The organism is Ramlibacter sp. G4-7 (assembly GCF_057784995.1).
Map to the genome: position 1 here is coordinate 49482 of NZ_JBYNTT010000003.1, position 24850 is coordinate 74331.

Genomic DNA, 24850 nt, shown 5'->3' on the forward strand with positions numbered 1-24850 from the left:
TCATCGCGGGATGGCGGCGAAGGCGCCGGAAGGCACCCACGCTCGCCAACGCGATGAGATTCAGTCGGTCTTGGCCGGCGCGGGCGGCCGTTCCACCGGCAGCGATACTGCCGGCGCACCCCCGAGCTCGGTGATCTTCCACTCGTCGTTCACGTTGCGAAAGCCGATGGCGATCACCCGGTTCTCCGTGTCCGCCACCAGGCCTTCCTTCTCGTAGTCGTCACCCCACTGCACCTTGAGCGCACGCACGGAGGCGGCGACGCGGCGCAGCTCTTCGTCACTCATCTGGTCGACCTTGGTCTTCCAGCCCGCTGCCGCCTTGCCCCCGAGGCAGCCCAGCGCCGCCGCGCGGTCGCCCGTCATGAGTGCGCCCAGGAAAGCCTGCCAGGTCTTCTCCACCGTCTGCAGGCGCGGATCGGGCGGGCGGCTGAGCGGCTCGAGGGTCGTGCGCAGCCAATCGTCGGTACACAGGTTCAGCGGCAGGCTGGCCTCGCCGCGCCGGCTGGCGCGGACCTTGGCGGCCAGCAGCTTCTCGTATTCGGCGAGCACGGTGCCGTAGCGGCGGATCCACGCGGCGTAGACCGCCTCGCTCTTCTGGGCGAAGCCGGGCGCGTCGTAGCGGCAGCGGTTGAACTGGGCCGACAGCTCCAGGATGTCGCGCTTGCGCTTGCTCGGCTTCACGAAGGGTTCGTCCGAGGACGGCGTGCCGCTGGGCGCCACGGCCGCCGCCGCCGGCACGGTGACCAGGCGCTCGCGCACGACCGGCCTGGGCGCAGGTGTCGTGCTCGCCGGGCTGGCGGGGAAGGCGTCCGGCGCCGCGACGGTCGCCGGCTTCGCGGTCGGGTCGGGCGCCGAGACGGGCGCAGCATCCGGCATCACCAGCTCCGCCAGCGAGCAAGGTGACTGCTGGAAGGCCACGGTGCCGTCGGCCTGGCGGCAACGGAAAGTCTCCGCCTGGGCGCTCACGCAACCCACGGCTCCCAAGGTCCAGAGGGCCCACATCCACGCCCTGTTCCGGCTTTTCATCGGATTGCTCCGTCCAAGCACATGAAGCTCATCCTAGCCGCCGGTTCCGGCGCCCGTCTCCCTCGAAACGTAATCGTATACAATATTTCGGATATGCTGCCTTGGGACCCCGCGCCCGAACCCGATACGGCCCTGGCCGCGACGGTCCGCTCCACCTCTTTGGGAAAACTGGTCCGGGACGACGTGCTGGGCATGATCCTGCGTGGCGAGATCAAGGCCGGCGAACGCATCAACGAACCCGATGTCGCGTCCCGCCTGGGCGTGTCGCGGGTGCCCGTGCGCGAGGCGCTGCGCGAGCTGGAAAGCTCCGGCCTGGTGGAGGCCCGCAAGCACTCCGGTGTGTTCGTGCGCAAGCTCGGCGCCCAGGAAGTGCGGGATCTTTACGAGTTGCGCGCCGTGCTCGACGGCTTCGCCGGACGCCGCGCCGCGGAGCTCCCGCAGGCCGCGCGCGATCTGCTGGCGGACGCCCTGGACGCTTCCGTCGGTCGGATGCAGGATGCCGCCCAGGCCGTTGACGTGAGCGCGTACTACAGCGAGAACCTGCGATTCCATTGGCTCATGGTGGAAGCCGCCGGCAACGCCGCGCTCACCGAGACCTACCGCAACCTCACGCAGAAGCTGCATCTGTCGCGCCTGACCAACCTTTCCCACGGGCTGGGGATGCAGGCCTCGGTCGCCGATCACCGCGAAATCGCGGCCGCCTTGCGCGCGGGCGACGCACGTCGCTCCGAGCAGCTGGTGGCCGACCATGTCCAGCGCGCCCACCAGCGCCTGGTCACCCACAAGGATTCCAACACGGGAGATATGCAGTCGTGAAACGTCGCTCCATCCTCCAGGCCGCTCCGGCCCTGGCCCTCGCCCCCTGGTCGGCCGCCCGCGCGCAAAGCAGCTATCCGGACAAGCCCATCCGCTACATCGTGCCGGTCGCCCCCGGCGGCGGCAGCGACATGGTGGGCCGCACCGTCTGCGAACGCTAGGCGCGCGCCCTCGGCGGCACCTTCGTCGTCGACAACCAGAGCGGCGGCGGCGGCGTGGTCGCCTGCCAGGCCACCATGCGCTCTCCTGCGGACGGCTACACGCTGATGCAAGGCTACGTCGCCACGCATGGCACCAGCCCGGCCACGCGCAAGCTGCCGTACGACCCGATCAAGGACTTCACGCCGGTCGGCATGATCGGCGCGACACCCAACGTGCTGGTCGTCGATGCGAACCTGCCGGTGAAGAACTTCAAGGACTTCGTCGCCTGGCTGAACGCCAACAAGGGCAAGGTGAGCTACGGCTCGGCCGGCTCGGGCTCGCTGACCCACCTGACCATGGAGCTGCTCAAGCTGCAGCTGCACGTGCCGATGGTGCACATCCCTTACCGCGGCATCGCGCCGGCCATCACCGACGTGATCGGCGGCCAGACGCAGGCCATGTACCCGGGCCTCGCCGCCGCGCTGCCGCACATCCGTTCGGGCCGGCTCCGTCCGCTGGGCGTGACGGGCAAGCGCCGCGCCGAGCAGCTGAAGGACGTCCCAACCATGGAGGAGCTCGGCCTGAAGAACTTCGACGCCATGCAGTGGTACGGTGTCGTCGGTCCCGCGAACATGCCGCATGACGTGCTGAGCCGCCTCAATGTCTCGCTGGCCCAGGTGCTGTCCGCGCCCGACCTGCGCGAGAAGCTCTCGAGCGAGGCGATCGAACCGCAAGCCATGAGCCCGGAGAATTTCGCCAAGTACATCCAGGCCGACATCGCGCGCTGGAGCGCGCTGGTCAAGGCGCAGAACCTGCACATCGACGCATAAGGAAAGACATGGCCCGCAACACCCAGGTCCCGGCCGACCACAACGCCCCGCCCATCACGAAGATCCTGGCCGAATACGTCGCCTCGCACGCATCGCGCGGCTGGAACGACGCGGTGGACCACGAAGCCCACCGAACTTTCCTCAACTGGCTCGGATGCGCCGTCGGCGCCGCGAAGCACGAGGCGGCGGACGCCGCCCTGGCCGCGGTTGCCGAACTGCAGCCGGCGCCGCAGGCCACCGTGGCCGGCCGCAGCGAGAAGGTCGACATGGCCAGCGCCGCGCTGGTCAACGGCATCACCTCGCACACCTTCGACTTCGACGACACGCACCTCAAGACCATCATCCACCCGGCCGGCCCCGTCGCCTCCGCCCTGCTCGCGCTGGCGGAGCACAAGGGCATGAGCGGCCGCGAGGTGGTCGACGCACTGGTGCTGGGCATCGACGTCGCCTGCCGCCTGGGCAACCTGGTGTACCCGGAGCACTACGACCGCGGCTGGCACATCACCGGCACCACCGGCATGCTGGGCGCCGCCGCCGGCTGCGCCCGCCTGCTGAAGCTGGATGCGCACAAGACGCAGATGGCGCTGGGCATCGCCGCCTCGCAGCCGATCGGCCTGCGCGAGCAGTTCGGCACCATGACCAAGCCCTTCCATCCGGGCGCCGCCGCGCGCGCGGGCCTGACCTCGGCGCTGCTGGCGGCCAAGGGCTTCACCTCCAGCACGCGCGCGCTGGAAGCGCCGCGCGGCTGGGCGCAGGTGGTGTCCACCAAGACGGCGTGGAACGAAGCGACCGACGAACTGGGCGAGCGCTTCGAGATCTCGTTCAACAGCTACAAGCCCTTCGCCTGCGGCATCGTGATCCATCCCAGCATCGATGCCTGCGTGCAGCTGCGCGAACAAGGCGTGCGCGCCGAACAGGTCGAGCGCATCGAACTGCGCGTGCACTCCCTGGTGCTGGAACTCACGGGCAAGAAGGAACCCGCGGACGGCCTGCAAGGCAAGTTCAGCGTGTACCACGGCTGCGCCGCCGGCCTCATCTTCGGCCGCGCGGGCGAAGACGAGTACCACGACGACATCGTCAACCGCCCCGACATGGTGGAACTGCGCCGCAAGGTGCAGGCCACCGTGGACAACAGCATCGACGAGGCCAGCGCCGACGTCACCGCCGTCCTGAAGGACGGCCGCAAGGTCCACGTCTTCGTGGAACACGCGATCGGTTCGCTGCAAAAGCCGATGACCGACAAGATGCTGGAAGCGAAGTTCACGCAGCTGTCCGAGCCGGTGATCGGTGCGGCGAAGACAAAGCAGCTGATCGAAGCGTGCTGGGGCCTCGGGAAGGCGAAGGACCTGCGCGCGCTCGCAGCGCTGACGCGTCCCTGAGTGTGATGGCTCCTTCCCCTCTGGGGGAAGGTCGGGATGGGGGCCGACCCGCAACGCGCTGCTCCCACCCCTGCCCTCCCCCCAACGGGGAAGGCGGATCGCGACTAGCCCCGCAGCCGGTCGATCAAGCCGTTCAATTCATCCAGCGAGCCGAACTGGATCGACACCTCGCCGAGTTCCTCCACGCGGCCGTGGCGCTTGACGCGCTTCTTCACGCGCACCTCGACTTCCGCGGTGAGCAGGTCCGACAGTTCCTCCTCGATGCGGCGCATGTCGCGCGACTTCTCTTTCTTGGGCTTGGGCGAGACCAGCGAGAACTCCGCGCCGATCTTCTTGACCAGGCTCTCGGCCTCGCGCACGGACAGCTTCTTCTGCGCGATCTGGTTGGCCGCGGTGATCTGCGCGGCCCGCTCCAGCGACAGCAGCGCGCGCGCGTGGCCCATGTCGATGTCGCCGGCCATCAGCATCGTCTGCACCGGGTCGGCGAGATTGAGCAGGCGCAGCAGGTTGGACGCGGCGCTGCGCGAGCGCCCCACGGCCTGCGCCGCCTGTTCGTGCGTGAGGCCGAAGTCCTTGATCAGGCGCTGCAGGCCCTGCGCCTCCTCCAGCGGGTTGAGGTCCTCGCGCTGGATGTTCTCGATCAGCGCCATGGCCGCGGCCGCCTCGTCCGGCACGTCGCGCACCAGCACCGGCACGCTGTCCAGGCCGGCGAGCCTGGCGGCACGGAAGCGGCGCTCGCCGGCGATGATCTCGTACTTGCCCGCGTTCTCACCCTCGTGCAGCTTGCGCACGAGGATGGGTTGCATGATGCCCTGCGCCTTGATCGACTCGGCCAGCTCGTAGAGCGCGCCCTCGTCCATGCGCGTGCGCGGCTGGTACATGCCGGGCACCATGTCGCCCAGCATCAAGGATGCGGGCAGGCCCGCGTTCGTGCCGGCGCCGTCGCCCGCGGACGCGGGCTGGTCCTGCACCTTGGGTCCGAGCAGCGCTTCGAGGCCGCGTCCGAGGCCCTTGGGTTTCTTGGTCACCATCTCACTGTTCTCTCAGTCTTTCATCAGGTCCTGCAGCAGGACGTGGCCTTCGGGCCAGCTGGCCAGGCCGGAATCGGCATTGATGTGGCCGCAGTCGCCGTAGTCCATCCACTGTGCGTTCCACGCGTGCGCGAACAGGCGCGCCCGCTCGAAGGCGCAGTACGGGTCGTTGCGGCTGGCCACCAGCACGCTGGGAAACGGAAGCGCCTGCAGCTCGATCGGCGTCCACGAGGGAAGCTGCTCGCGGATCTCGGGGCGCTCCACGTCGCCCGGAGCGACCAGCAGCGCCGCCTTCACGCGGTGGGTGTTCCTCGAATGCGCAGCCCAGGCGGCGGTGAGGATGCAGCCCAGGCTGTGCGCGACCAGCACCGCCGGCTCGTCGCAGGACAGCACCACGTCTTCCAGCCGCGCGATCCAGTCGCCCCGCAAGGGCTTCAGCCAGTCGTGCTGCTCCACCCGCCGGTAGCCGTGGCGCTGCTCCCAGAGGGACTGCCAGTGGCGCGGCCCGCTTCCCTCCCAGCCAGGCAGCACCAGCACGTTGCTTGGCTTCACTGCTCTCTTTTGTGTAGCAATCCGCCCAGGCTCACGGGTCGCTCGACGGCGGCGGCCGGCGGCGTGGCGGGCGGGTTGCGCATGCTTCCCAGCCGCTCCACCATCTCCTTCGCGAACTCCACGAAGGCCTGGCTGCCACGGGCCGAGGGATCGAAAGCGAGGCCCGGAAGCCCGTAGCTCGGAGCTTCGGCCAGCCGCACGTTGCGCGGGATCACGGTGTTGAACACCTTGTCGCCGAAGTGCGCCTTGAGCTGGTCGCTCACCTGCTGCTGCAGCGTGATGCGCGGGTCGAACATGACGCGCAGCAGGCCGATGATCTCCAGGTCCTTGTTCAGGTTGGCGTGCACCTGCTTGATGGTGTTCACCAGGTCGGACAGGCCTTCGAGCGCGAAGTACTCGCACTGCATGGGGACGATCACGCCGTGCGCGGCGCACAGGCCATTGAGCGTCAGCAGGGACAGCGCCGGCGGGCAGTCGATCAGGATGAAGTCGTACTCGGCGAGGACGGGCGCGAGCGCCTCCTTCAGCCGGGTCTCGCGGCGGTCGACGTCCACCAGTTCCACCTCCGCGCCGGCGAGGTCGCGGTTGGAACCGAGGATGTCGTAGCTGCAGCCGGCCTCGATCAGGCGGTCGCTCTTGATGCGCGCCTCGCTGAGGGTGGCGGACTCCAGCAGCACGTCATAGACGGTGTGGGCCAGCTTGCGCTTGTCCACGCCCGAGCCCATGGTCGCATTGCCCTGCGGGTCGAGGTCCACCATCAGCACCCGCTGGCCCACCTTGGCCAGGCCGGCGGCCAGGTTCACCGTCGTGGTCGTCTTGCCGACCCCGCCCTTCTGGTTGGCGACGCAAAAGATCTTTGCCATGGATTACCTGGAGACCGCGAGCTTGACGCCGAAGCCGATGAGACACAGGCCGGCGACCTTCTCCAGCGTCCGCCCGATCACCGGGTTGGCGCGCATGCGCTCCGCGAGGAAGTGCGTGAGGAGGGTGGCGCCCAGGCCGTAGAGGAAGGTGAGGACGGCGACGGTCGCAGCCATCACCCCGAAGGTGACCAGGCCCTGGTGGCGGGCCGGGTCGACGAACAGGGGGAAGAAGGCCATGTAGAACACGATGGCCTTGGGGTTCAGCAGCGTGATGACGGCGGCCTGCTTGAAGTAGTGGCGCGGCTGGATGTTCAGGATCGGCTTGGCACCGGGCTTGGCCAGCAGCATCTTCAAGCCGAGCCAGGCGAGGTAGGCGGCACCCAGCCACTGCACGGCGTGGAACGCGGCGGGGTAGGTGACCAGCAGCGTGGCCACACCGGCGACGGCAGCCCACATCAGCACCTGGTCACCGGCGATGACGCCGAAGGTGGCGGCCAGTCCGCCGCGGATGCCGCCCTTGCTGGTCGAGGTGATCAGCGCCAAGTTGCCGGGGCCGGGGATGGCGAGAAAGATCAGGATCGCGGCGACGAACGCCCCGTAATCAGCAACGCCAAGCATGGCCTCTCCAGGTGAAGGCCGAGTTTAACTGCGGGGTGAGGCGACCCCGTCGTCCGATTGCGGCCGCAGCCAGACGATGCAGCGTTCCGCCGACAGTTCAGGAACGGCCAGCTGTTCCACGTGGAACACACGAGCTGAAGCCGGCAGCTCGGCGATCTCGGCCTCCGGGGACTTGCCCTTCATGGCCAGCCAGACGCCCTGCTCTGCCAACGCCCCGCCCGACCAGGCGACGAAATCCGGCAGCGACGCGAAGGCGCGGGAGCTGATGACGTCGTAAGGGCCCTTGAGGTTTTCGACTCGGTCGTGGATGCCGCGCAGGTTGGGCAGCCGCAAGTGCACCGCCGCCTGCTGGATGAAGGCGGCTTTCTTGCCCACCGTGTCGACGCATTCGACCTGGATCTCGGGGCAGCAGACCGCGAAAACCACGCCGGGCAAGCCGGCGCCCGAACCGACATCCAGCAGCCGCACCGGCTTGCCGGCGGTGTACCGGCGCAAGGGGCCGACCGCAGCCAGGCTGTCGAACAGGTGCTGGACCAGCATCTGGTCCGGGTCGCGGACCGCGGTCAGGTTGTAGACCTTGTTCCACTTGGCGATGAGGCCGAGATAGGAAAGAAGCTGGTCGAGCTGGGTGTCGGAGAGATCCAGCCCGAGCTGGGCCGCCGCAGCCCGCAGCCGGTCGAGTGGCGCCGCGCCGATCATGGCCTTGCCCCCTCCCCCCCTGGGGGAGGGCTGGGGTGGGGGCACTCCGCCGCCTCGTCCCGCGCCCAACCCAAGCCGCCAATTCGTTCCCGCCCCGACCCTCCCCGGGCTGAGGCAGGAGAAAAACCCGCGCTCATGCCGCCGCCTGCCCCGCCTGGTTCGCCGCGTCCACGAAACCCTTGAACTTGTTCTTCTTCAGGTGGACCAGCAAAAGCGAGATCGCCGCCGGCGTCACCCCCGAGATCCGCGAGGCCAGGCCCAGCGTTTCCGGCCGGTGCTTGCTCAGCTTCTGGCGCACCTCGATGCTCAGCGCCGCCACCTGCATGTAGTCCAGCTCGGCCGGCAGCTTCAGGTTTTCGTAGGAAGCGGCGCGCTGCACTTCGTCCTTCTGCCGTTCGATGTAGCCAGAGTACTTCGCGGCGATTTCGATCTGCTCGACGACGGGCTCATACAGCGCACCCAGCGTTTCACGTGAAACATCGCTGCCGCGCCACTTGCCGCCCTCCAGGGACAGGAGCGTTTCGTAGCCGACGTCCGGCCGCCTCAGCAGGTCGCCGAGGTTGTACTCGTGCTCGATCGTCGTCCCCAGCACGCGCTCGGCTTCTGAGGTCGAGAGGATGCGGGGGTTCACCCAGGTCGACTTCAGCCGCTCTGTTTCACGTGAAACAGCGTCGCGCTTGCGGCAGAACGCGTCCCAGCGGGCGTCGTCCACCAGCCCCATGCGGCGGCCGTCTTCGGTCAGCCGCAGGTCCGCGTTGTCCTCCCTCAGCTGCAGCCGGAACTCGGCCCGGCTGGTGAACATCCGGTACGGCTCGGTCACGCCCTTGGTGATCAGGTCATCCACGAGAACGCCGAGGTAGGCCTGGTCACGGCTGGGCAGCCAGGCGCCCTGCCCCTTCACCTGCAGCGCGGCATTGATCCCGGCGAACAAGCCCTGGGCGGCGGCCTCCTCGTAACCCGTCGTCCCGTTGATCTGACCGGCGAAGAACAAGCCACCGATCGCCCGGGTCTCGAACGAGGACTTCAAGCCGCGCGGGTCGAAGTAGTCATACTCGATCGCGTAGCCCGGCCGCAGGATGTGGGCGTTCTCCAGCCCGGGCAGCGTGCGCACCAGCCCCAGCTGCACGTCGAACGGCAGGCTGGTCGAGATCCCGTTGGGATAGAACTCGTTGGTCGTCAGGCCTTCCGGCTCCAGGAAGACCTGGTGGCTGTCCTTGTCCTTGAAGCGGTTGATCTTGTCTTCCACGCTCGGGCAGTACCTGGGACCCACCCCTTCGATCCGCCCGGTGAACATCGGGCTGCGGTCGAAACCCGAGCGGATGATCTCGTGCGTCCGCTCGTTGGTGTGGGTGATCCAGCACGGCACCTGCTTGGGGTGCATGTGCGCATGGCCCAGGAAGCTGAACACCGGCACCGGGTCCAGGTCGCCCGGCTGCTCCTCGGTCTTGCTGAAGTCGATGGTCCGGCCGTCGATGCGGGGCGGGGTCCCGGTCTTCAGGCGCCCCTGCGGAAGCTTCAGCTCCTTGAGCCGGGCCGACAGCGACTGGGCCGGCGGATCGCCGGCGCGTCCAGCGGCATAGTTCTGCAGGCCGACGTGAATCTTCCCGTCCAGGAAGGTGCCGGCCGTGAGCACGACGGCCCGGGCGCGGAAGCGGATGCCGATCTGCGTGACGGCGCCGACCACCCGGTCGCCCTCCACCATGAGGTCGTCCACGGCCTGCTGGAACAAGGTCAGGTTGGGCTGGTTTTCCAGCCGCCGGCGGATCGCCGCCTTGTACAGGATGCGGTCCGCCTGGGCGCGGGTGGCCCGCACGGCAGGACCCTTGCTCGAGTTGAGGATGCGGAACTGGATCCCGGCCTCGTCGGTCGCGATGGCCATGGCACCGCCCAGGGCGTCCACCTCCTTGACCAGGTGGCCCTTGCCGATGCCCCCGATCGAGGGGTTGCAGGACATCTGCCCCAGCGTCTCGATGTTGTGGGTGAGCAGCAAGGTCCTGCAGCCCATACGCGCGGCGGCGAGGGCTGCTTCGGTGCCGGCGTGGCCGCCGCCAACGACGATGACGTCGAATTCTTCGGGGTAAAGCATCGGGGTGGGCGCCGAACCGGGCGCGGGGGGCCAGAGGTGGCCGGTAGCAGGAAGGGGGAGATTTTACGAGGCGCAGGGGAAAGCTGCCGGGCATGCTCCAATGCGCCCATGAAAGTCCTCGTCTTCGCCGGCAGCACCCGGCAGGCCTCGTACAACCGCAAGCTCGCGCGCGAGGTCGCGGGGCTGGCGCGCGAACGCGGCGCGGAGGTCACGCACCTCGAGCTGGGCGACTACGACATCCCGATGTACAACGCCGACCTCGAGGCGAAGGGCACGCCGGCGGACGTGATGAAGCTCAAGCAGCTGTTCTACGAGCACCCGGCCTGGATCATCTGCACCCCGGAGTACAACGCGAGCTACCCCGCGCTGGTGAAGAACACGCTGGACTGGCTGTCCAGCCCGGTCCGCAGCGACCCCGTCTGGAAGGACGACTTCCGCTTCTCGCGCGGCAAGGTGGTCGGCGTCCTGAGCGCCTCGCCCGGCGCGCTGGGCGGCATCCGCTCGCAGAGCCACCTCATTCCGCTGCTCCTGAACCTGCATTGCTGGGTGGCGCCGCAGACCTTCGCCGTCAGCCGCGCGGGCAGCGCCTTCGACGAAGAGGGCCGCCTGGTGGAGGAGGCATCCCGCAAGCGCGCGGACGCCGTCGTGGAACAGGTGCTGTGGGCGGCAGACCGCCTGCAGCAAGCCTGATGCGCTAGCGAAACGAGAGCGCATGGACTGCCGAAGCAGCTGCGGCGCCTGCTGCATCGCCCCCTCCATCACCTCGCCGATCCCGGGCATGCCCGATGGCAAACCGGCGGGCGTGCGCTGCGTCCAGCTCGATGCAGACAACCGCTGCCGGATCTTCGGCCGGCCGGAGCGGCCGGCGTTCTGTGGCGGGCTGCAGCCGTCGCGGGAGATGTGCGGGACCGCGAACGAGCAGGCGATGGTGTGGCTGGCGGCGCTGGAGCAGGCAACCGCGCCCACCATCCCGTTGCGGGCCTGACCCGCAAGCCACTCGCCGGCTTCGATCGACTGCCCGATGGATCCCCCAGCCCGGGATGACCTTCGCTCAGGCGTCGACCCCGAAGCGTTCCAGCCGCGCCGCCGACGCGATCGCGATCTTCCCGTATCCCAGCTCGATCGCGCCTTCCCTCGCCAGGCCCTGCAACTCCTTGCTCAAGGTCTGCCGCGACACGCCCAGCATCATCGCCAGCGCTTCCTGCGATACCGGCACCACCGGGCGCGTGTCGCGCGCCTGCGTCGCGTCGCCGCGCGCGAGCAGCAGCAGGCGGCGCGCCACCCGCGCCCGCGTGGAGCGCAGCGTCGCATCCTCCACCATGCCGTAGAGGGACCGCACGCGCCCGACGAGCAGCCGGCACACCGCCAGCGCGAAGGCGGGGCGCTTCATCATGCGGTCGAAGGCGGGGCGCGGCAACGCCAGCACCTCGGTGTCGCCCACCGCCGTCGCATCGTGCGTGCGCGGCAGGCGGTCGATCAGGGAGATCTCGCCGAACCAGTTGCCCGCCTCGAGCACGACGAGGATCGCCTCCTTGCCGTCCTCGCGCAGGCTGGACGCCTTGACCCCGCCCCTGACGACGCCGTAGAAAGCGCCCTGCCCGGCCGGCACCGCATCGCCTTGCCGGAACAGCATCTCCCCCGCCGCGAAGTGCTGTCGTTCGCTCGCCGCCACCACCGCCTTGCGCTCCGCCACGGGCAGCGCAGCGAACCAGGGGTTCGCTTCCAGGCGCAGCAGCAACTCGGCGGTGGCGATGGGGGATGGCACGGTGGTGACAGCCAGCAGGCGGGACTTCCCGCGATTGTCCAAATCTTGACAGTGAGGGGTCAAGCCGCGGCCAAGAATCGCGTCGCAGGAGGAGCCCCCATGAACGCTCGCGCCACCTTCGTCCGCATGCAGGACAGCACCGCCGCCGACTGGCATGTCATCGCCGGCGAGTTCATGCCCTTCGCGCAGGCGCTGCCCGACCGCGTCGTGGCCCACCTGAAACTCCTGCAGGGCGACTACGGCGGCTTTCCGGTGGACCGCTACACGCATTCGCTGCAGACCGCCACGCGCGCGCTGAGCGAAGGCCGCGACGAGGAGTACGTGGTGTGCGCGCTGCTGCACGACATCGGCGACACGCTGGGCGCGTTCAACCACCCCGACATCGCCGCGGCCATCCTCAAGCCCTTCGTCAGCGCGCCCAATCACTGGATGGTGCAGAACCACGGCATCTTCCAGGGCCACTACTTCTTCCACCACCTGGGGCTGGACCGCAACCTGCGCGACCGGTTCAAGCATCACCCGCACTACGACCGCACCGAGGAGTTCTGCGCGCTCTACGACAACCCCGCGTTCGATCCGCGCGCGCAGACTTTGCCGATCGAGGAATTCATGCCCTTGCTGCGCCGCGTGATGGCGCAGCCCCGCCAGTCCATCTACCTGAAGGAGACCCCATGAACATCGCATCCCTGCGCGAAGTGGTGAGCGCCGAGGAGTGGCAGCTGCGCGTGGACCTCGCCGCCGCCTACCGCCTGGTGGCGCTGTACGGCTGGAGCGACCTGGTCTTCACGCACATCAGCGCGCGCGTGCCGGGGCCGGAACATGCGTTCCTGATCAACCCCTACGGCCTGATGTTCGACGAGATCACGGCCTCGTCGCTGGTGAAGGTCGACCAGCAGTGCAACAAGCTGATCGACTCGCCCTTCCCGGTGAACCCCGCGGGCTTCGTGATCCACAGCTGCATCCACCAGGTGCGCGAGGACGCAGGCTGCGTGCTGCACACGCACAGCCGCGCGGGCGTGGCGGTGAGCGCGCAGAAGGCCGGCGTGCTGCCGATCTCGCAGCAAAGCACCTTCGTGCTGGCCTCCCTCGCGTACCACGACTACGAAGGCGTGGCGCTGCGCGACGACGAGAGGCCGCGGCTGCAGCAGGACCTGGGCGAGCGCAACTTCCTCATGCTGCGCAACCACGGCCTGCTCACCATCGGCCGCAGCGTGCAGGAGGCCTGGCTTTCCATGTACACCTTCGAGAACACCTGCCGCATCCAGATCGACGCGCAGGCCGGCGGCGAGCTGAACTACGTCGACCCGAAGATCATGGTGGGCATGGACAAGGTGCTGAAGACCGTGACCGCCGGCCAGGGCGCGGGCATCGCGTGGCCGGCGCTGCTGCGCAAACTCGATCGCGTGGATCCCTCGTACAAGACCTGAGACGCGCGAGAACGACCAACAGCCGCACGGCTGTCCGTTTTCATCCAGCCCCTCAAGCCGCCTCCTCCACGTGCCTCGCCGCAGCCAACGCGGGCGCTGACGCCGGTGCCGCGGCCTGCGGCGGGCGGGGGTCGTGTTCCAGCACCATGACCTCCTTGCGCGTCATGCGCAGCGAGCCGAACATGGTGGCGAAGGCCACGTCTTTCGCGTCGCGGCCGGTGCCGATGCGCACCACCCGGTCCACCGGCGCCATGCCGGTCGGGTCGAACAGCACCCAGTGTCCGTCCAGCCATGCCTCGAACAGCGCGTGGAAGTCCTGCGGGGGTTCGTCGAACCAGACATAGCCCACGACCATGCGCGCGGGAATGTTCAGCGCGCGGCAGAAGGTGATGCCCAGGTGCGCGAAGTCGCGGCACACGCCCTTGCGCTGCGCGAACACCTGTTGTGCCGTGGTGTTCGCGTCGGTGCTGCCTGCCTTGTAGGTGATGTGCGTGCGGATCCACTCCTCGATCGCACGCACGCGCTCGTACCCCCGCGGCACCTGCCCGAACAGGTTCACCACCTCGCTGCACAGCACGTCGGACTCGCAATAGCGCGTCGCCAGCAGGTAAGGCAGGATCTCGTCGGGCACTTCGCTGACCGGTGTCTCTGTCAGGCCCTTTTGCGGCGGCGGCGTGTGCACCTCCACCTCGGCCTTGTAGTCCACGCGCAGCGGCCCGGGCTGCGCGTCGAAGCGGATGAAGCGGTTGCCGCTGCGTGGATCGGTGTAACTGTGCGGCGATACGCCGGACGAGATCGCCAGGCGCTCACCGAGGATCTTCTGGGTCGGCCAGTGGGCGGCCTCGATGTTGAAGCAGAAATGGGTGGGCGAATGGACCTCGTATTCCAGGACCGTTTCGACCGTCGACAGGTGCATGGGATGCCCGCAAGGCTGTGGCTGAATCTCCATGCTAGGGACCGCATGCCGCGGCAGCCATCGTCCGTCGCCCACGCGCGCTGTAGGCGCTTTGACACGGCTGGGCTGGCGGCCCGCCGTGCCCAGGGGTCAATTGCCGCCGAAGAGGCTGCGCAGGCTGTCGCCGATCTTCTGCCCCGCACCCGCACCGGCGGCCGTGCCCGGACCCGGCGCGATCAGCGTGCCGATGGCCGCGCCCATCATGGCGCTGCGCGTGAGCATCACGCTGGGCTCATCCACCGTGCCACCCAGCGCCAGCGGCACGCCCAGCGCACCCTTGGTGGTGGAGAGATCCACGTTCACCTGCCCATTGAGCGCCTTAGCCGGCGAGATCGACACGTTGCCGGTCGCGGACATGGTGCCCGAGGTCGCCACCAGGTTCGTCAGGTGCACGGCCTTGCCTTGCGTGTTCACCTGGCCCGCCAGCGTGTCCAGGCGCGTGAAACCGCCGCGACTCAGGCCCACGGTGTTCACCGCCTTCTGCAGGTCGATGCCTTGCACCAGCGCGTCACGCACGGTGAACCGCGTCTGCGTGCTCAACACGTCCACGGCCTGCCCCACGTCGCGGAACTCCGAGCGCAGCGAGGTCTGGGCCTGCAGCTTGCCCGTCAGCGGCTTGCTCGGCGCCGTCAGCGCGGAAACCTCGACGTTCTCGGTGCTCAGGTTGCCGCTGAGGACCTGGCTGCCGGACTTGCCAGCCTGCAACTGCAGCTTGCCGGCGATGCGGCCGCCGCCGATGTCGATGCGCACGGGCCAGTGGTTGCCGTCACGCTCGATCCTGCCGTGCGTGCCCGCCAGGCGTCCTTGCACGATCTTGAAGGAAGCGTCGTCCAGCAGGCCGTCGCGGCCCAGGTCCGCCTGCGCATCGATGGTGATGCGCTGGCCCTTCTCGTCGATCCAGGTGATGTCGTCGAACACGGCTTTGCGCGGCAACATGTCCATGGTGCTGTGCGGCGCGGAAGCCGGCCTGGCCGCGGGCTTGGCGCCCTTGTCCTTCTTCGCCATCGCATTGCCCAGTGCCGCGATCGCGGCCTGCGGCAGCACCGCCTTGCGCACCGTCAGCGTGGCGATCTCCAGCTTGCCCGCCAGCAGCGCGGGATAACCGGGGCGTGCCTCGATGCGGCCCACCGTCAGCAAGGGACGCGTCTGGATCTGCACGTCATCCGCCGCCACCGCCGGCAGCGGCCACAGGTCGATCGACAGCTTGCCCAGTCGCAACGGCGCGCCCAGCGCCGCGCTTGCTTCTTTTTCCACGCGCGTGCGGAAGTCGTCCGTTCGCAACCAGTACTGGAGCGCGAACGCCGCGGCCACCAGCAGCAGCACGAAGAGCGACACCAGGACTCCCAACCACTTCAAGACCTTGACCATCCGTCCATTGTGGCGAAGCTCTGCAGCAGCCCCAAGCCGTGCAGGTTTTCCGCACCCGGGCTAGCATGGAATTGTTCACATTCCCCACAGCCCACAGCAAGGAAACAACGATGAAGCTGTACTACTCCCCCGGCGCCTGCTCCCTGTCCCCCCATATCGTGTTGCGCGAAGCCGGCCTCGCCTTCGAACCGGTCATGGCCCCAACCAAGACGCACAAGCTGCAGGACGGCACGGACTACTACACGATCAATCCGCTCGGTTACGTGCCGATGCTGGAGCTCGACGACGGCACGCGCCTGCGCGAAGGCCCGGCCATCGTGCAGTACATCGCCGACCAGGTCCCCAACAAGAACCTGGCGCCGGCCGCCGGCACCCTGCCCCGCTACCGCCTGCAGGAGTGGCTCACCTTCATTGGCACCGAGATCCACAAGAGCTTCTCGCCGCTGTTCAACCCGGGGATGCCGGAAGAGGGCAAGCAGATCTACCGCGATCGCATCGCCAACCGCTTCGCCTACGTCGACAAGGAGCTCGCAGGCAAGCAGTACGTCATGGGCGAGCACTTCACCGTGGCCGATGCCTACCTCTACACGGTCACGCGCTGGGCCAAGCCGTTGAACATCGACCTCTCGCCTTACCCGAACCTCGTTGCGCACAACGAGCGCGTGGGTGCGCGTCCGGCGGTGCAGGAAGCGCTGAAGGTGGAAAAGCTGTCCTAAGCACAGCATCGTCGTCCCGGCCTCGCGCCGGGATCCACGGGCCTGCACCGAAAGGCTTCCTCCCTGGCGCGCCCGCAATGACAAGCAACAAGGGGAACCCTGCGCGCCTTCCCATGACCAACACACCATGAAGACACTGTTCGAACCCGTGCAGTTGGGCAAGCTGCAGCTGCCCAACCGCATCGTGATGGCGCCGCTCACGCGCAACCGCGCGCCCAACGCCATCCCCACGCCGCTCATGGCAGAGTACTACGCGCAGCGCGCGAGTGCCGGCCTCATCATCAGCGAGGGCACGGCCATCACGCACCAGGGCCAGGGCTACGCCGACGTCCCCGGCCTCTACGGCACCGAGCAGCTCGACGCCTGGCGCCAGGTGACCAAGGCCGTCCACGCGCGTGGCGGCCGCATCTTCTGCCAGATCTGGCACGTGGGCCGCGTCTCGCACGTGAGCCTGCAGCCGGGCGGCGTGCAGCCGGTGGCGCCCTCCGCCATCCCGGCCAAGACCAAGACCTTCCTCATGCCCGAGGGCTTCGTCGCGGTGTCGGATCCGCGTGCGCTCGACGCCGAGGAGATCCCCGGCATCGTGCGCGACTTCCGCCACGCGGCGCGCAACGCCATCCTCGCCGGCTTCGACGGCGTGGAGGTGCACGGGGCGAACGGCTACCTGGTCGACCAGTTCCTGCGCAGCAGCACCAACCGCCGCACCGACGACTACGGCGGCTCCATCGAGAACCGCGCGCGCTTCCTGCTGGAGATCCTGCGCGAGGTGGCCGAGGAAGTGGGCGCCGAGCGCACGGCACTGCGCCTGTCCCCGGTGACCCCGGCCAACGACATCGCCGACGACAACCCGCAGAAGCTGTTCGACTACGTCGCCCGCCAGCTCGGTCCCCTGGGCCTCGCCTACCTGCACGTCATCGAGGGCGCCACCGGCGGCCCGCGCGAAGTGGAAGGCAGGCCCTTCGATTACCAGGCCATGCTGCGGGCCTGGCGCGACGCGGGCGCCAAGGGCGCCTGGATGGTCAACAACGGCTACGACCGCGCGATGGCCGAAGAGGCACTGGCGCACGGCGCCGACCTGGTGGCCTTCGGCATGAAGTACATCGCGAATCCGGACCTGGTCGAACGCCTGAAGGCGAACGCGGCGCTGAATGCGGTGCGCAAGGACAAGCTGTACGGCGGCGGGGCCGAGGGATACACGGACTATCCCGCGCTGGCGAAAAAATAAGGATGCCATTGCGGGCTGGACCCGCAATCCAAAGGAGCGTCCCACCGGTCGCCCGATGGACCCTGGCTCAAGGCCGGGGCGACATCTTCATTCCGGTCCCACCCCGATCGGCGCCGGGGCCCGCATCACGATGCGCGTGAACAGGCGGTCGTAGATCGGGTCGCGGTCGCCGCTCGCAAAGGGGTCGCCCTTCGCATCGAATGCGGCGTTCAGCTCCGCCCAGTCGCTCTCGCTCAGGGCCTCCTGCGCCACGGGCAGCAACTCGGTCTCCTCCGTGCGCATGTGCTCCAGGTAGAAGCGCACGTACTTGCGGGCGGCCTCGTCGAAGGCCTTGCGGCGGCTGTCGCCCAGCAGCTCCCAGGCGAGCAGCATGTGCTGCAGTTCGCGCACGCGGTGCTCGCCCGCCATGTGGTCCTCTTCCAGTTTCTGGATCACGGGCATGAGCTGCGGCGCCACCCGCGCGAGCTTGGGGAACAGCACGTCCGACTCCTTCGGGTGGTGGCGGCGCTCGGGGAATTCGTCGATGTAGAACAGCATGGCCCGCAGGACGTCGAAGAAGCGCTCGGACTCTTCGTCGGGGTCGCGGTCCAGCATCTGCAGCAGGGAACGCAGGACGGCGGACACCGCGGCATGTTCGTCGCGGATCACTTGCAGGGCAGGTCTGGGCATGGTCGGGTCTCCTGGCAGCAGATTCGCACGCAGCCCCGCGCGCGCCTTTGACGCACGTCAACGCGTGCGCAGGTGCCAGCGCTTCAACAGCAAGGCATTGGTCAGCACGCTGACGCTGGACAGCGCCATCGCCGCACCGGCCACCACCGGGTTCAGGTACCCCAGGGCCGCCAGCGGGATGCCGGCGACGTTGTACGCGAAGGCCCAGAACAGGTTCTGCCGGATCTTGCGCACCGTGCGCCGCGAGATGTCCAGCGCACCCGCCACCAGCGCGACGTCGCCGCGCATCAGGGTCACGCCGGCGGCGTGCATGGCGACGTCCGTTCCCGTCCCCATGGCAATGCCCACGTCGGCCGCGGCCAGGGCGGGTGCGTCGTTCACGCCGTCCCCGACCATCGCCACCACGTGGCCACCCTCGCGCAGCGCCGCCACGCGCGCCGCCTTGTCGCCCGGCAGCACCTCCGCCTGCACCTCGGCCGCCTGCAGGCCGAGGCGCATGGCCATGGCGCCGGCGGCCGCGCGGTTGTCGCCGGAGATCATCACCAGGTGCAGGCCGCGCTCTCGCAGCAGCCGGAGCGCTTGCGCCGCCCCGGGCTTGGGCTCGTCGGCGAAGGCCATCAGCGCCCGCAGCGCCAGGCCGTCGGTGACGCGTTCAACGAGTGCCGACAAGGTCGCGCCCTGCCCCTGCAGGCGCTGCACGTCCGCGTGCAGCGGCTCCAGCGACACGCCCAGTTCCTGCAACCAGCGCAGGCTGCCAATGAGGTAGCTGCGGTTCGCAACTTCCCCCTCCGTGCCGCGACCGGCCACTGCGCGGACGCTGTCCGGCGGCGGCGGCGCGATGCCGCGCTCGCGCGCTGCCAGCACCACCGCGCGTGCGAGGGGATGTTCGCTGCCGCTTTGCAGGCTCGCCGCGGCAGCCAGCTGCGCATTCGCGTCCGCACCCGGCGCGACGACGAAGTCCACCAGCCGCGGCTGCCCCACCGTCAGCGTTCCCGTCTTGTCGAAAGCGACCGTGTCGACGCGGTGGGCGAGCTCCAGCGCCTGCGCGTCCTTGACCAGGATGCCCTCCCGCGCGGCCACACCGGTTCCGGCCATGATCGCTGCCGGTGTCGCGAGGCCCAGCGCACAAGGGCAGGCAATCACCAGCACGGCGACGGCGTGGATCAGCGCGTCCTCGATGCCCGCGCCGACCAGAAGCCAGCCGCCGAGGGTGATCGCAGCGATGCCCAGCACGACCGGCACGAACACGGCCGAGACCTGGTCCACCAGCCGCTGGATCGGCGCCTTGGCCGCCTGCGCGTCCTCGACCAGCCGGATGATCTGCGCCAGCACGCTCTCCTGGCCGACCGCGGTCGCCTGGAACACGAAGCGCCCTTCGCCGTTGATGCTGCCGCCGGTCACCCGCGCGCCTTCACCCTTGGCCACCGGCAGCGGTTCGCCCGTCAGCATGGACTCGTCGACGTGCGTGTCCCCCTGCTGCAGCACCCCGTCGGCGGGAATTCGCTCGCCGGGCCGCACGACCAGCCGGTCCCCCGCCATCACTTCGGCGAGCGGCAGGTCCGCTTCGCCGCCCGAACGCAGGATCACGTGGGCAATCTCGGGCCGCAGCGCCTGCAAGGCCCGGATCGCGGTGGTCGTCTGGTACTTGGCGCGCGCCTCCAGCCACTTGCCCAGCAGCACCAGCGTGACCACCACGGCCGAGGCCTCGAAGTACAGGTGCGCGTGGCCCTGCGCGAGCCACAGCCACATCGACAGTCCCCATCCCGCCGTGGTGCCGATCGCGACCAGCAGGTCCATGTTGCCGGTGCCCGCCTTCAGCGCGTGCCAGCCCGCCTTGTAGAAGCGGGCACCGAGCACGAACTGAACCGGCGTGGCCAGCAGGAACTGCACCCAGGCCGGCAGCATCCAGTGCCTGCCGGCCAGGTCCCCGAGCATGGGAATCACCAGCGGCAGCGACAGCAGCAGGCCGACGCCCACCGGCAGGAAGCCCGCCCAGGGCGAAAGCACCTCCTGGCCCGCCTGCTGCGCGCTGCGCGGCTCGTAGCCGGCGTTGCGCACGGCGCGGCGGATCTGCGCCTCGGCGTCTTCCGAGGGGGCATAGGTCACCCGCGCCGATTCGGTGGCGAGGTTCACCACGGCATCGCTGACGCCGGGCACCTTCTTGAGCGCACGCTCCACGCGGTTGACGCAGGAGGCGCAGGTCATCCCGGCAACGCCGAGGTCCAGGGTGGCGGGGGCGGTGGTGGATGTGTCCATGGGTGCAGGATGGACCTTGCCATGGTGGCAAGGTCAAGGCCTTGCGCCGCATCAACCCGTCGGCATTCAGGGGCATGGGACGCGGCGGTTTGACCTTACCATGGTGGCAAGGTTCAAGCTCTGGACCTCCCAACCAACATCGAAAGGATTGCAGGATGAACCAGACCTTCCAGGTGCAAGGCATGAGCTGCGGCCACTGCGTGGGCGCCGTCACCCAGGCCGTCCGTTCCGTCGACCCGCAGGCCGAAGTCAAGGTCGACCTCGCCTCGGGGCAGGTAGACGTGCAGTCGCAGCAGGACCGTGCGGCGATCGCCCGCGCGATCGAGGAAGAAGGCTACAAGGTCGCTGCGTGAAGGCGCCGGGGGCCAGTGTCGCCTGGCCGGTGAACATCGGCGCGGCCGCGCGGCTGTCCGGGGTGTCGGCCAAGATGGTGCGCCACTACGAGGGCCTCGGGCTGCTGCCGCGGGTCTCGCGCACCGACAGCGGCTACCGCCAGTACAGCGAGACCGAGGTGCACACGCTGCGCTTCATCAAGCGCGCGCGGGACCTGGGCTTCTCGATGGAGGAGATCGCCGGGCTGGTGGGCCTCTGGCAGAACCGCCGCCGCGCCAGCGCCAACGTGCGCAGGATCGCGCAGAAGCACGCCGACGACCTCCAGCAGCGCATCGCGGCGATGCAGGAGATGCAGCGCACGCTCAAGCACCTCATCCACTGCTGCCAGGGGGACGAGAGGCCGGAGTGCCCGATCCTGGAGGAACTGGCGAGGTAGCGGGGCAAGGCTTGTCACGGCCCCAAAAAAGGCATCCCGCTGGCGCCGGGAGGACGTCGTCAGCGGGACCAGGCCGCAAGGCGTTGGCCGCTCCTTGCGTTACTTGGGCGTCGCCTTGGACTTCTCGGCGGCGTCCAGGGCCTGTTGCCGCTTGAGTTCTTCCCGCGTCATCACGTCGCGCAGGATGCGCGTCGGGCCGGCGCCCATGGAGCGCGTGTCGACGGCGGAGCGTTCCTGCACAGCCAGCATCTGCTCGCGCTGGGCCAGCACCGGCTGGTCCATCAGGATCACCGCGCCCATGCTGGAGCGGTCCCCGGCAGGCGTCGGGGCCGTGTCGGTCATCGTGACCGGTTCGGGCTGCTTGCCCTGCGCGTAGGCAGCGCCTGCGGACAGCAATGCGGTAGCCAGCACTCCGGCGGCCGCTCGCAGGAAATTCTGGTACCTCATCTCGTACTCCTGGGAAACGTCTGTGTAGGCTCCGACTGTGGGACTGCCCGTCCGTGACGTATGTCTGCCACGGTGGGCGCTTCCCGTAGGACGGACACGACCCAGCTTGTAGCCTGCACGTAAACACCGGTCTTTACACTGCGGCAACGCGGGCGCGATGGATGAGACACAGCGCGAACCGAGACTCCTGTCCATCGGGCCCGCCCAGCGGTCCGGAACCCTCGAAAGGACCTCCCCAATGAAACCGCATCGTCGCCACCTCCTCGCCGCCGGCCTGGCCGCCGCCATCGGCTTCGGCGCCGCCGTCCAGGCGCAGACCGCACCGGTCGCCCCGGCCGGCCGACCCGACGCGGCCCGCATGGAGCAGTTCCGCGCCCGCATGCAGGAACGCATGGCCCAGCGCCTGGGCGAACTGAAGGCCAAGCTGGCCATCACGCCCGCGCAGGAAGGCGCCTGGAACGCCTGGACCGCCGCGCTCAAGTCCACCCCCCACCAGCGCCCCGATCGCGCCGAGATCGAGCGCCTGACCACACCCGAGCGCATCGATCGCATGCGCGCCGTGCGCGCCCAGCGCAATGCGGACATGGACAAGCGCATGGACGCCACCAAGACCTTCTACGCCCAGCTCAACGGCGAACAGCGCAAGACCTTCGACGCCGAGAGCCTCAAGTTCCTGGGCGGCAAGGGCGGCCACGGTGGCCATGGTGGCCATGGCCACCGTCACGGTCACGGCGAAGGCCAGGGCCATGGCGGCCCGCGCAGCTGATCGCACCCGCCCGCAAAGGAAAAGCCAGGCAGTGCCTGGCTTTTTTCATGGGCGCGCGCAGCGCTTAGTACGAGAACACGTAGTACGGGCCGTCCACGCTCACCACGTTGTAAGGGATGTTGTAGCTGCCGACCACCATGGCGCGGTTGTCGGTGGACACGTTGGGTGCGCCACCCGTCATCGTGCTCGCCTCGCCCGCGCGCGCCGGCGTGTTGAAGGTGGCAGCGGCCTGGTGGCGCATCTTGGAGTCACCGCGATGCATCAGGTGCGCGTTGCGATGCACCTGGCTCAGGGCGACGCTGCGGTTGAAGTTGATGTTCGGCTGCACGTACACGTACTCGTACTGCGGCGTGACGGTCGTCGTGGTCGTCACGGAAGAGGCCGGACCCGCGCCGAGCACGGTCGTGTCCATGCTGCTGGAGTCCAGTGCCAGGGTGTCGGCGCCCGTGACGCCGAGATCGACGACCCTGCCGTCGGGATAGAAGATCGCATCGGCATGGGCAAAGCTGGCCGCGGCCATCACGCCGGCGGCAATCAGGGAGAGAGACATCTTCTTCATTGGGATACTCCGTACGGGTCTGTGTTGGTGGCTTCCCGGCGCACAGCCGGGCACGTGAAACCCAGTTTGGGCCGCCGCCACGCCGGCTGTATCGGACAGGCGAGTGGATGGCCGTAGGAGGCGCCGGGCCAGCACGGCGGCCGCGCTGGGATTGAAAAAGCCAGGCTGCGCCTGGCTTCGTCGCGGATGGGCCAGGGCCCCGGCGATCGCTATTTGTTGGTTTCGACGATCGGCATCGGCATCATCACGGGCCCGGCGCCCAGCACCGTGGCGTCCATCATCGTCGCGGGCGCGAGCGCCAGCAGGGAGCTGGCCTCGATCGTTGCGACCGGCGTGGAGTCGATGGTGACAACCGGCCTGGCGCCGCGGATGGGAGAACCCACCAGCACCGGCGTGTCGATCCAGTAGGTGTGCTTGCCGTTGGCAGCAACGGTGTCGATGACGTGGTGGCCGGTCAGCACCAGTGTTTCGGCCTGGGCGATGCCGGCGGCACCGGCCAGCAGGCCGGCGGCGATCAGGATGAGGGACTTCTTCATGCGGAGCTCCGTGTTCGATCGATGGGTTCGCCCGGCCCATGCCGGGGTTCGCATGAACACTTTCGTCTTGTCGCCACGGGATCCGTATCGGACACGCGAGCGGATGGGCGTAGGAGTTGCCGGGCCAGCACGCGGTGCGCAGCCATGAAAAAAGCCAGGCGGGGCCTGGCTTTTCATGGGGGCAGACCGATCAGTAGGACGGCACGCTCCAGACCGGCACATAGGTGTCCGCTGCGATGCGCTGGTTGTCCGTGGACACGTTCGGCTGGCCGCCGGTCATGGTGCTCGCTTCACCGGCGCGCGCAGGCGTGTTGAAGGTCGCCGCTGCCTGGTGGCGCTGCTGGTTGCTGCCGCTCCACCCCGGCTGGACGTAGACGTAGTGGTCCATCGGCACCGTCACCGTCGGGGGCGCGGCGCCCAGGACCGTCGTGTCGACCCAGACCGTGCCGTCGGAGTAGGGAGAGTTGGTGGTCAGCTGGTTGGGCTGGCCGCCGGTCATGGTGCTGGCTTCACCCGCCTTCGTGGGCGCGTCGAAGGTTTCTGCCTGGGCGATACCGCCAACGGCCACCAGGCCGGCCACGATCAGGGAAAGAGTGGATTGCTTCATCGAGAACTCCGTACGGTTCGGTTTTTGGGAAGCCCGGGATGCCCGGGCGCTTTGAACCAGTGTGCAGCGCTCGCGCGCCGCCCCTATCGGACAGGGCTCAAGCCGGCCGTAGGACAGCGTGTGCCCGCGCCTCAGAACCAGCGCACGTAACGCAACTGGACGAAGTCCTGCCCGGGGTTGGGCTTGCGAAAGCCCCCGTTGGACACGTGCACCAGGCGCAGGTTGAGCTCGTTGCTGCCCTCCTTGCCGCCGAAGGTGTAGCCCGCGCCCAGCACGTCGTAGAAGTTCCACTGGGTGCTGAACTCCTTGTCGGGCGTGTGGAACTTGTGGTCCATCCAGCTGGCACCGATGCCCACCTCCCAGAACCAGGGCGAGCCGCCCTGGCCGAAGCGCATGCGCAGCGTCGGCAGCAGGACCACCTGCGCATAGTGCCGCGGGCCGCTGTCGACGGCATCGCCGCGCCACTGGTTCAGCATCAACTCGGTGTGCGCCGTGAGTTCGGTCTTCGGACGGATGCGCCAGAAGTTCCAGTCCCAGATCACGCCCACGCCGGCCATCGTGGTGCCCTCGCCGGCGCCGGCCTGCAAGGCGACGCCGTCGGGGCGCAGGTTGAATGCGTGGGCGAGCGGCAAGGTGGTGAGCAGCAGCGCGGCCACGCAAGCACGCGCCATGGTCCGGATTTCCATGGGCCGGGAGTGTGGAACGACACGCGCTGCGGCGGGCATGCCTCAGCGTTGCGGCGGC

The 24850-nt window shown here is 68.7% G+C and carries 29 protein-coding genes and 1 pseudogene; 13 read left to right on the plus strand and 17 right to left on the minus strand.

Translation table 11 applies throughout. The features are described 5' to 3' along the window. Window positions 1-60: 60 nt before the first annotated feature. Window positions 61-1026: a hypothetical protein gene (locus AC3EGR_RS05155; RefSeq protein ID WP_488545379.1), complete on the minus strand. Its 966-nt coding sequence runs from the start codon at window positions 1024-1026 to the stop codon at window positions 61-63. A 93-nt stretch (window positions 1027-1119) separates the two neighbouring features. Here AC3EGR_RS05155 and AC3EGR_RS05160 point away from each other — a divergent pair, with 93 nt between their 5' ends. The 4 genes and pseudogenes from AC3EGR_RS05160 to AC3EGR_RS05175 all read left to right on the plus strand — a co-directional run bounded on the left by AC3EGR_RS05160 (window position 1120) and on the right by AC3EGR_RS05175 (window position 4192). Further along, window positions 1120-1842, plus strand: coding sequence for an FCD domain-containing protein (locus tag AC3EGR_RS05160; protein WP_488545380.1), 723 nt, complete (start codon window positions 1120-1122; stop codon window positions 1840-1842). Beyond that, complete coding sequence (locus AC3EGR_RS05165) at window positions 1839-2003, plus strand: hypothetical protein (RefSeq protein ID WP_488545381.1); 165 nt, start codon at window positions 1839-1841, stop codon at window positions 2001-2003. Before AC3EGR_RS05160 ends, AC3EGR_RS05165 begins: the two co-directional genes overlap by 4 nt. 15 nt (window positions 2004-2018) lie before the next feature. Then, window positions 2019-2813 (plus strand): annotated as a pseudogene (locus AC3EGR_RS05170) (Bug family tripartite tricarboxylate transporter substrate binding protein); the annotation flags it as partial. An 8-nt stretch (window positions 2814-2821) separates the two neighbouring features. Next, complete coding sequence (locus AC3EGR_RS05175) at window positions 2822-4192, plus strand: MmgE/PrpD family protein (RefSeq protein WP_488545382.1); 1371 nt, start codon at window positions 2822-2824, stop codon at window positions 4190-4192. Between the two features lie 104 nt (window positions 4193-4296). On the opposite strand, the gene AC3EGR_RS05180 is transcribed toward AC3EGR_RS05175, so the two are convergent. The 6 genes from AC3EGR_RS05180 to mnmG all read right to left on the minus strand — a co-directional run bounded on the left by AC3EGR_RS05180 (window position 4297) and on the right by mnmG (window position 10041). Beyond that, a complete protein-coding gene (locus AC3EGR_RS05180; protein WP_488545383.1) occupies window positions 4297-5223 on the minus strand; it encodes a ParB/RepB/Spo0J family partition protein in 927 nt (308 codons plus the stop codon). Between the two features lie 12 nt (window positions 5224-5235). Then, window positions 5236-5775 carry an RBBP9/YdeN family alpha/beta hydrolase gene (locus AC3EGR_RS05185; protein WP_488545384.1) on the minus strand — a complete coding sequence of 180 codons (540 nt, stop codon included), beginning with the start codon at window positions 5773-5775 and terminating at the stop codon, window positions 5236-5238. Further along, the gene (locus tag AC3EGR_RS05190) at window positions 5772-6638 is read right to left on the minus strand and encodes a ParA family protein (RefSeq protein WP_488545385.1); all 867 of its coding nucleotides are present in this window, start codon (window positions 6636-6638) and stop codon (window positions 5772-5774) included. Before AC3EGR_RS05190 ends, AC3EGR_RS05185 begins: the two co-directional genes overlap by 4 nt. A 3-nt stretch (window positions 6639-6641) precedes the next feature. Then, window positions 6642-7256 carry a LysE family transporter gene (locus AC3EGR_RS05195; protein ID WP_488545386.1) on the minus strand — a complete coding sequence of 205 codons (615 nt, stop codon included), beginning with the start codon at window positions 7254-7256 and terminating at the stop codon, window positions 6642-6644. Between the two features lie 24 nt (window positions 7257-7280). Continuing rightward, the gene (gene rsmG, locus AC3EGR_RS05200; RefSeq protein ID WP_488545387.1) at window positions 7281-7955 is read right to left on the minus strand and encodes a 16S rRNA (guanine(527)-N(7))-methyltransferase RsmG; all 675 of its coding nucleotides are present in this window, start codon (window positions 7953-7955) and stop codon (window positions 7281-7283) included. A gap of 133 nt (window positions 7956-8088) precedes the next feature. Further along, window positions 8089-10041, minus strand: coding sequence for a tRNA uridine-5-carboxymethylaminomethyl(34) synthesis enzyme MnmG (gene mnmG / locus AC3EGR_RS05205; protein ID WP_488545388.1), 1953 nt, complete (start codon window positions 10039-10041; stop codon window positions 8089-8091). Window positions 10042-10149: 108 nt separating this feature from the next. Here mnmG and AC3EGR_RS05210 point away from each other — a divergent pair, with 108 nt between their 5' ends. Together AC3EGR_RS05210 and AC3EGR_RS05215 are read left to right on the plus strand one after the other, a co-directional pair. Continuing rightward, window positions 10150-10731 (plus strand): NADPH-dependent FMN reductase, encoded by a 582-nt coding sequence (locus AC3EGR_RS05210; protein WP_488545389.1) that lies wholly within the window; start codon window positions 10150-10152, stop codon window positions 10729-10731. A gap of 22 nt (window positions 10732-10753) precedes the next feature. Then, on the plus strand, window positions 10754-11026 hold the full coding sequence (locus AC3EGR_RS05215) for a YkgJ family cysteine cluster protein (RefSeq protein WP_488545390.1): 273 nt from the start codon (window positions 10754-10756) through the stop codon (window positions 11024-11026). Between the two features lie 66 nt (window positions 11027-11092). Here the strand turns inward: AC3EGR_RS05215 and AC3EGR_RS05220 are convergent, their stop codons facing one another. Next, window positions 11093-11848 carry a Crp/Fnr family transcriptional regulator gene (locus AC3EGR_RS05220; protein WP_488545391.1) on the minus strand — a complete coding sequence of 252 codons (756 nt, stop codon included), beginning with the start codon at window positions 11846-11848 and terminating at the stop codon, window positions 11093-11095. Window positions 11849-11905: 57 nt separating this feature from the next. On the opposite strand from AC3EGR_RS05220, the gene AC3EGR_RS05225 reads away from it, so the two are divergent. Beyond that, window positions 11906-12481: an HD domain-containing protein gene (locus tag AC3EGR_RS05225; protein WP_488545392.1), complete on the plus strand. Its 576-nt coding sequence runs from the start codon at window positions 11906-11908 to the stop codon at window positions 12479-12481. Then, window positions 12478-13233, plus strand: a complete 756-nt coding sequence (locus AC3EGR_RS05230; protein ID WP_488545393.1) for a class II aldolase/adducin family protein — start codon at window positions 12478-12480, stop codon at window positions 13231-13233. Before AC3EGR_RS05225 ends, AC3EGR_RS05230 begins: the two co-directional genes overlap by 4 nt. Window positions 13234-13285: 52 nt before the next feature. Here the strand turns inward: AC3EGR_RS05230 and AC3EGR_RS05235 are convergent, their stop codons facing one another. Together AC3EGR_RS05235 and AC3EGR_RS05240 are read right to left on the minus strand one after the other, a co-directional pair. Continuing rightward, window positions 13286-14149: a transglutaminase-like domain-containing protein gene (locus AC3EGR_RS05235; protein ID WP_488545394.1), complete on the minus strand. Its 864-nt coding sequence runs from the start codon at window positions 14147-14149 to the stop codon at window positions 13286-13288. A 129-nt stretch (window positions 14150-14278) separates the two neighbouring features. Continuing rightward, the gene (locus AC3EGR_RS05240; protein WP_488545395.1) at window positions 14279-15556 is read right to left on the minus strand and encodes an AsmA family protein; all 1278 of its coding nucleotides are present in this window, start codon (window positions 15554-15556) and stop codon (window positions 14279-14281) included. Window positions 15557-15666: 110 nt separating this feature from the next. Between AC3EGR_RS05240 and gstA the strand changes: the two genes are divergently transcribed. Further along, window positions 15667-16272: a glutathione transferase GstA gene (gstA, locus tag AC3EGR_RS05245; protein WP_488545396.1), complete on the plus strand. Its 606-nt coding sequence runs from the start codon at window positions 15667-15669 to the stop codon at window positions 16270-16272. A 127-nt stretch (window positions 16273-16399) separates the two neighbouring features. Further along, window positions 16400-17497, plus strand: a complete 1098-nt coding sequence (locus AC3EGR_RS05250; protein ID WP_488545397.1) for an alkene reductase — start codon at window positions 16400-16402, stop codon at window positions 17495-17497. A gap of 87 nt (window positions 17498-17584) precedes the next feature. On the opposite strand, the gene AC3EGR_RS05255 is transcribed toward AC3EGR_RS05250, so the two are convergent. Continuing rightward, window positions 17585-18166, minus strand: coding sequence for a hemerythrin domain-containing protein (locus AC3EGR_RS05255; RefSeq protein ID WP_488545398.1), 582 nt, complete (start codon window positions 18164-18166; stop codon window positions 17585-17587). 57 nt (window positions 18167-18223) lie between these two features. After that, complete coding sequence (locus tag AC3EGR_RS05260; RefSeq protein WP_488545399.1) at window positions 18224-20422, minus strand: heavy metal translocating P-type ATPase; 2199 nt, start codon at window positions 20420-20422, stop codon at window positions 18224-18226. Between the two features lie 155 nt (window positions 20423-20577). On the opposite strand from AC3EGR_RS05260, the gene AC3EGR_RS05265 reads away from it, so the two are divergent. Beyond that, window positions 20578-20775 carry a heavy-metal-associated domain-containing protein gene (locus AC3EGR_RS05265; protein ID WP_488545400.1) on the plus strand — a complete coding sequence of 66 codons (198 nt, stop codon included), beginning with the start codon at window positions 20578-20580 and terminating at the stop codon, window positions 20773-20775. Continuing rightward, entirely contained in the window at window positions 20772-21191 is a 420-nt protein-coding gene (gene cueR / locus AC3EGR_RS05270) for a Cu(I)-responsive transcriptional regulator (RefSeq protein ID WP_488545401.1), read from the plus strand. The genes AC3EGR_RS05265 and cueR overlap by 4 nt, the downstream gene beginning before the upstream one ends. A gap of 99 nt (window positions 21192-21290) precedes the next feature. On the opposite strand, the gene AC3EGR_RS05275 is transcribed toward cueR, so the two are convergent. After that, entirely contained in the window at window positions 21291-21638 is a 348-nt protein-coding gene (locus tag AC3EGR_RS05275) for a hypothetical protein (protein ID WP_488545402.1), read from the minus strand. 238 nt (window positions 21639-21876) lie between these two features. Here AC3EGR_RS05275 and AC3EGR_RS05280 point away from each other — a divergent pair, with 238 nt between their 5' ends. Next, a complete protein-coding gene (locus AC3EGR_RS05280) occupies window positions 21877-22404 on the plus strand; it encodes a Spy/CpxP family protein refolding chaperone (protein WP_488545403.1) in 528 nt (175 codons plus the stop codon). Window positions 22405-22468: 64 nt separating this feature from the next. Here AC3EGR_RS05280 and AC3EGR_RS05285 read toward each other — a convergent pair whose 3' ends face one another. From AC3EGR_RS05285 to AC3EGR_RS05300, 4 genes are all read right to left on the minus strand, one after another. After that, on the minus strand, window positions 22469-22963 hold the full coding sequence (locus AC3EGR_RS05285) for a hypothetical protein (RefSeq protein ID WP_488545404.1): 495 nt from the start codon (window positions 22961-22963) through the stop codon (window positions 22469-22471). A gap of 209 nt (window positions 22964-23172) precedes the next feature. After that, complete coding sequence (locus AC3EGR_RS05290; protein ID WP_488545405.1) at window positions 23173-23499, minus strand: hypothetical protein; 327 nt, start codon at window positions 23497-23499, stop codon at window positions 23173-23175. A 190-nt stretch (window positions 23500-23689) separates the two neighbouring features. Further along, entirely contained in the window at window positions 23690-24106 is a 417-nt protein-coding gene (locus AC3EGR_RS05295; RefSeq protein WP_488545406.1) for a hypothetical protein, read from the minus strand. A 131-nt stretch (window positions 24107-24237) separates the two neighbouring features. Beyond that, entirely contained in the window at window positions 24238-24792 is a 555-nt protein-coding gene (locus AC3EGR_RS05300; RefSeq protein ID WP_488545407.1) for an acyloxyacyl hydrolase, read from the minus strand. Window positions 24793-24850 lie beyond the last annotated feature (58 nt).

Bases quoted from the DNA above. Each gene is read 5' to 3' on its own strand.
- AC3EGR_RS05155 (WP_488545379.1), bottom strand. From the start codon at position 1,026: ATGAAAAGCCGGAACAGGGCGTGGATGTGGGCCCTCTGGACCTTGGGA.
- AC3EGR_RS05160 (WP_488545380.1), top strand. From the start codon at position 1,120: ATGCTGCCTTGGGACCCCGCGCCCGAACCCGATACGGCCCTGGCCGCG.
- AC3EGR_RS05175 (WP_488545382.1), top strand. From the start codon at position 2,822: ATGGCCCGCAACACCCAGGTCCCGGCCGACCACAACGCCCCGCCCATC.
- AC3EGR_RS05180 (WP_488545383.1), bottom strand. From the start codon at position 5,223: ATGGTGACCAAGAAACCCAAGGGCCTCGGACGCGGCCTCGAAGCGCTG.
- AC3EGR_RS05190 (WP_488545385.1), bottom strand. From the start codon at position 6,638: ATGGCAAAGATCTTTTGCGTCGCCAACCAGAAGGGCGGGGTCGGCAAG.
- AC3EGR_RS05195 (WP_488545386.1), bottom strand. From the start codon at position 7,256: ATGCTTGGCGTTGCTGATTACGGGGCGTTCGTCGCCGCGATCCTGATC.
- rsmG (WP_488545387.1), bottom strand. From the start codon at position 7,955: ATGATCGGCGCGGCGCCACTCGACCGGCTGCGGGCTGCGGCGGCCCAG.
- mnmG (WP_488545388.1), bottom strand. From the start codon at position 10,041: ATGCTTTACCCCGAAGAATTCGACGTCATCGTCGTTGGCGGCGGCCAC.
- AC3EGR_RS05210 (WP_488545389.1), top strand. From the start codon at position 10,150: ATGAAAGTCCTCGTCTTCGCCGGCAGCACCCGGCAGGCCTCGTACAAC.
- AC3EGR_RS05215 (WP_488545390.1), top strand. From the start codon at position 10,754: ATGGACTGCCGAAGCAGCTGCGGCGCCTGCTGCATCGCCCCCTCCATC.
- AC3EGR_RS05225 (WP_488545392.1), top strand. From the start codon at position 11,906: ATGAACGCTCGCGCCACCTTCGTCCGCATGCAGGACAGCACCGCCGCC.
- AC3EGR_RS05230 (WP_488545393.1), top strand. From the start codon at position 12,478: ATGAACATCGCATCCCTGCGCGAAGTGGTGAGCGCCGAGGAGTGGCAG.
- AC3EGR_RS05235 (WP_488545394.1), bottom strand. From the start codon at position 14,149: ATGCACCTGTCGACGGTCGAAACGGTCCTGGAATACGAGGTCCATTCG.
- AC3EGR_RS05240 (WP_488545395.1), bottom strand. From the start codon at position 15,556: ATGGTCAAGGTCTTGAAGTGGTTGGGAGTCCTGGTGTCGCTCTTCGTG.
- gstA (WP_488545396.1), top strand. From the start codon at position 15,667: ATGAAGCTGTACTACTCCCCCGGCGCCTGCTCCCTGTCCCCCCATATC.
- AC3EGR_RS05250 (WP_488545397.1), top strand. From the start codon at position 16,400: ATGAAGACACTGTTCGAACCCGTGCAGTTGGGCAAGCTGCAGCTGCCC.
- AC3EGR_RS05255 (WP_488545398.1), bottom strand. From the start codon at position 18,166: ATGCCCAGACCTGCCCTGCAAGTGATCCGCGACGAACATGCCGCGGTG.
- AC3EGR_RS05260 (WP_488545399.1), bottom strand. From the start codon at position 20,422: ATGGACACATCCACCACCGCCCCCGCCACCCTGGACCTCGGCGTTGCC.
- AC3EGR_RS05265 (WP_488545400.1), top strand. From the start codon at position 20,578: ATGAACCAGACCTTCCAGGTGCAAGGCATGAGCTGCGGCCACTGCGTG.
- AC3EGR_RS05275 (WP_488545402.1), bottom strand. From the start codon at position 21,638: ATGAGGTACCAGAATTTCCTGCGAGCGGCCGCCGGAGTGCTGGCTACC.
- AC3EGR_RS05280 (WP_488545403.1), top strand. From the start codon at position 21,877: ATGAAACCGCATCGTCGCCACCTCCTCGCCGCCGGCCTGGCCGCCGCC.
- AC3EGR_RS05285 (WP_488545404.1), bottom strand. From the start codon at position 22,963: ATGAAGAAGATGTCTCTCTCCCTGATTGCCGCCGGCGTGATGGCCGCG.
- AC3EGR_RS05290 (WP_488545405.1), bottom strand. From the start codon at position 23,499: ATGAAGAAGTCCCTCATCCTGATCGCCGCCGGCCTGCTGGCCGGTGCC.
- AC3EGR_RS05295 (WP_488545406.1), bottom strand. From the start codon at position 24,106: ATGAAGCAATCCACTCTTTCCCTGATCGTGGCCGGCCTGGTGGCCGTT.
- AC3EGR_RS05300 (WP_488545407.1), bottom strand. From the start codon at position 24,792: ATGGAAATCCGGACCATGGCGCGTGCTTGCGTGGCCGCGCTGCTGCTC.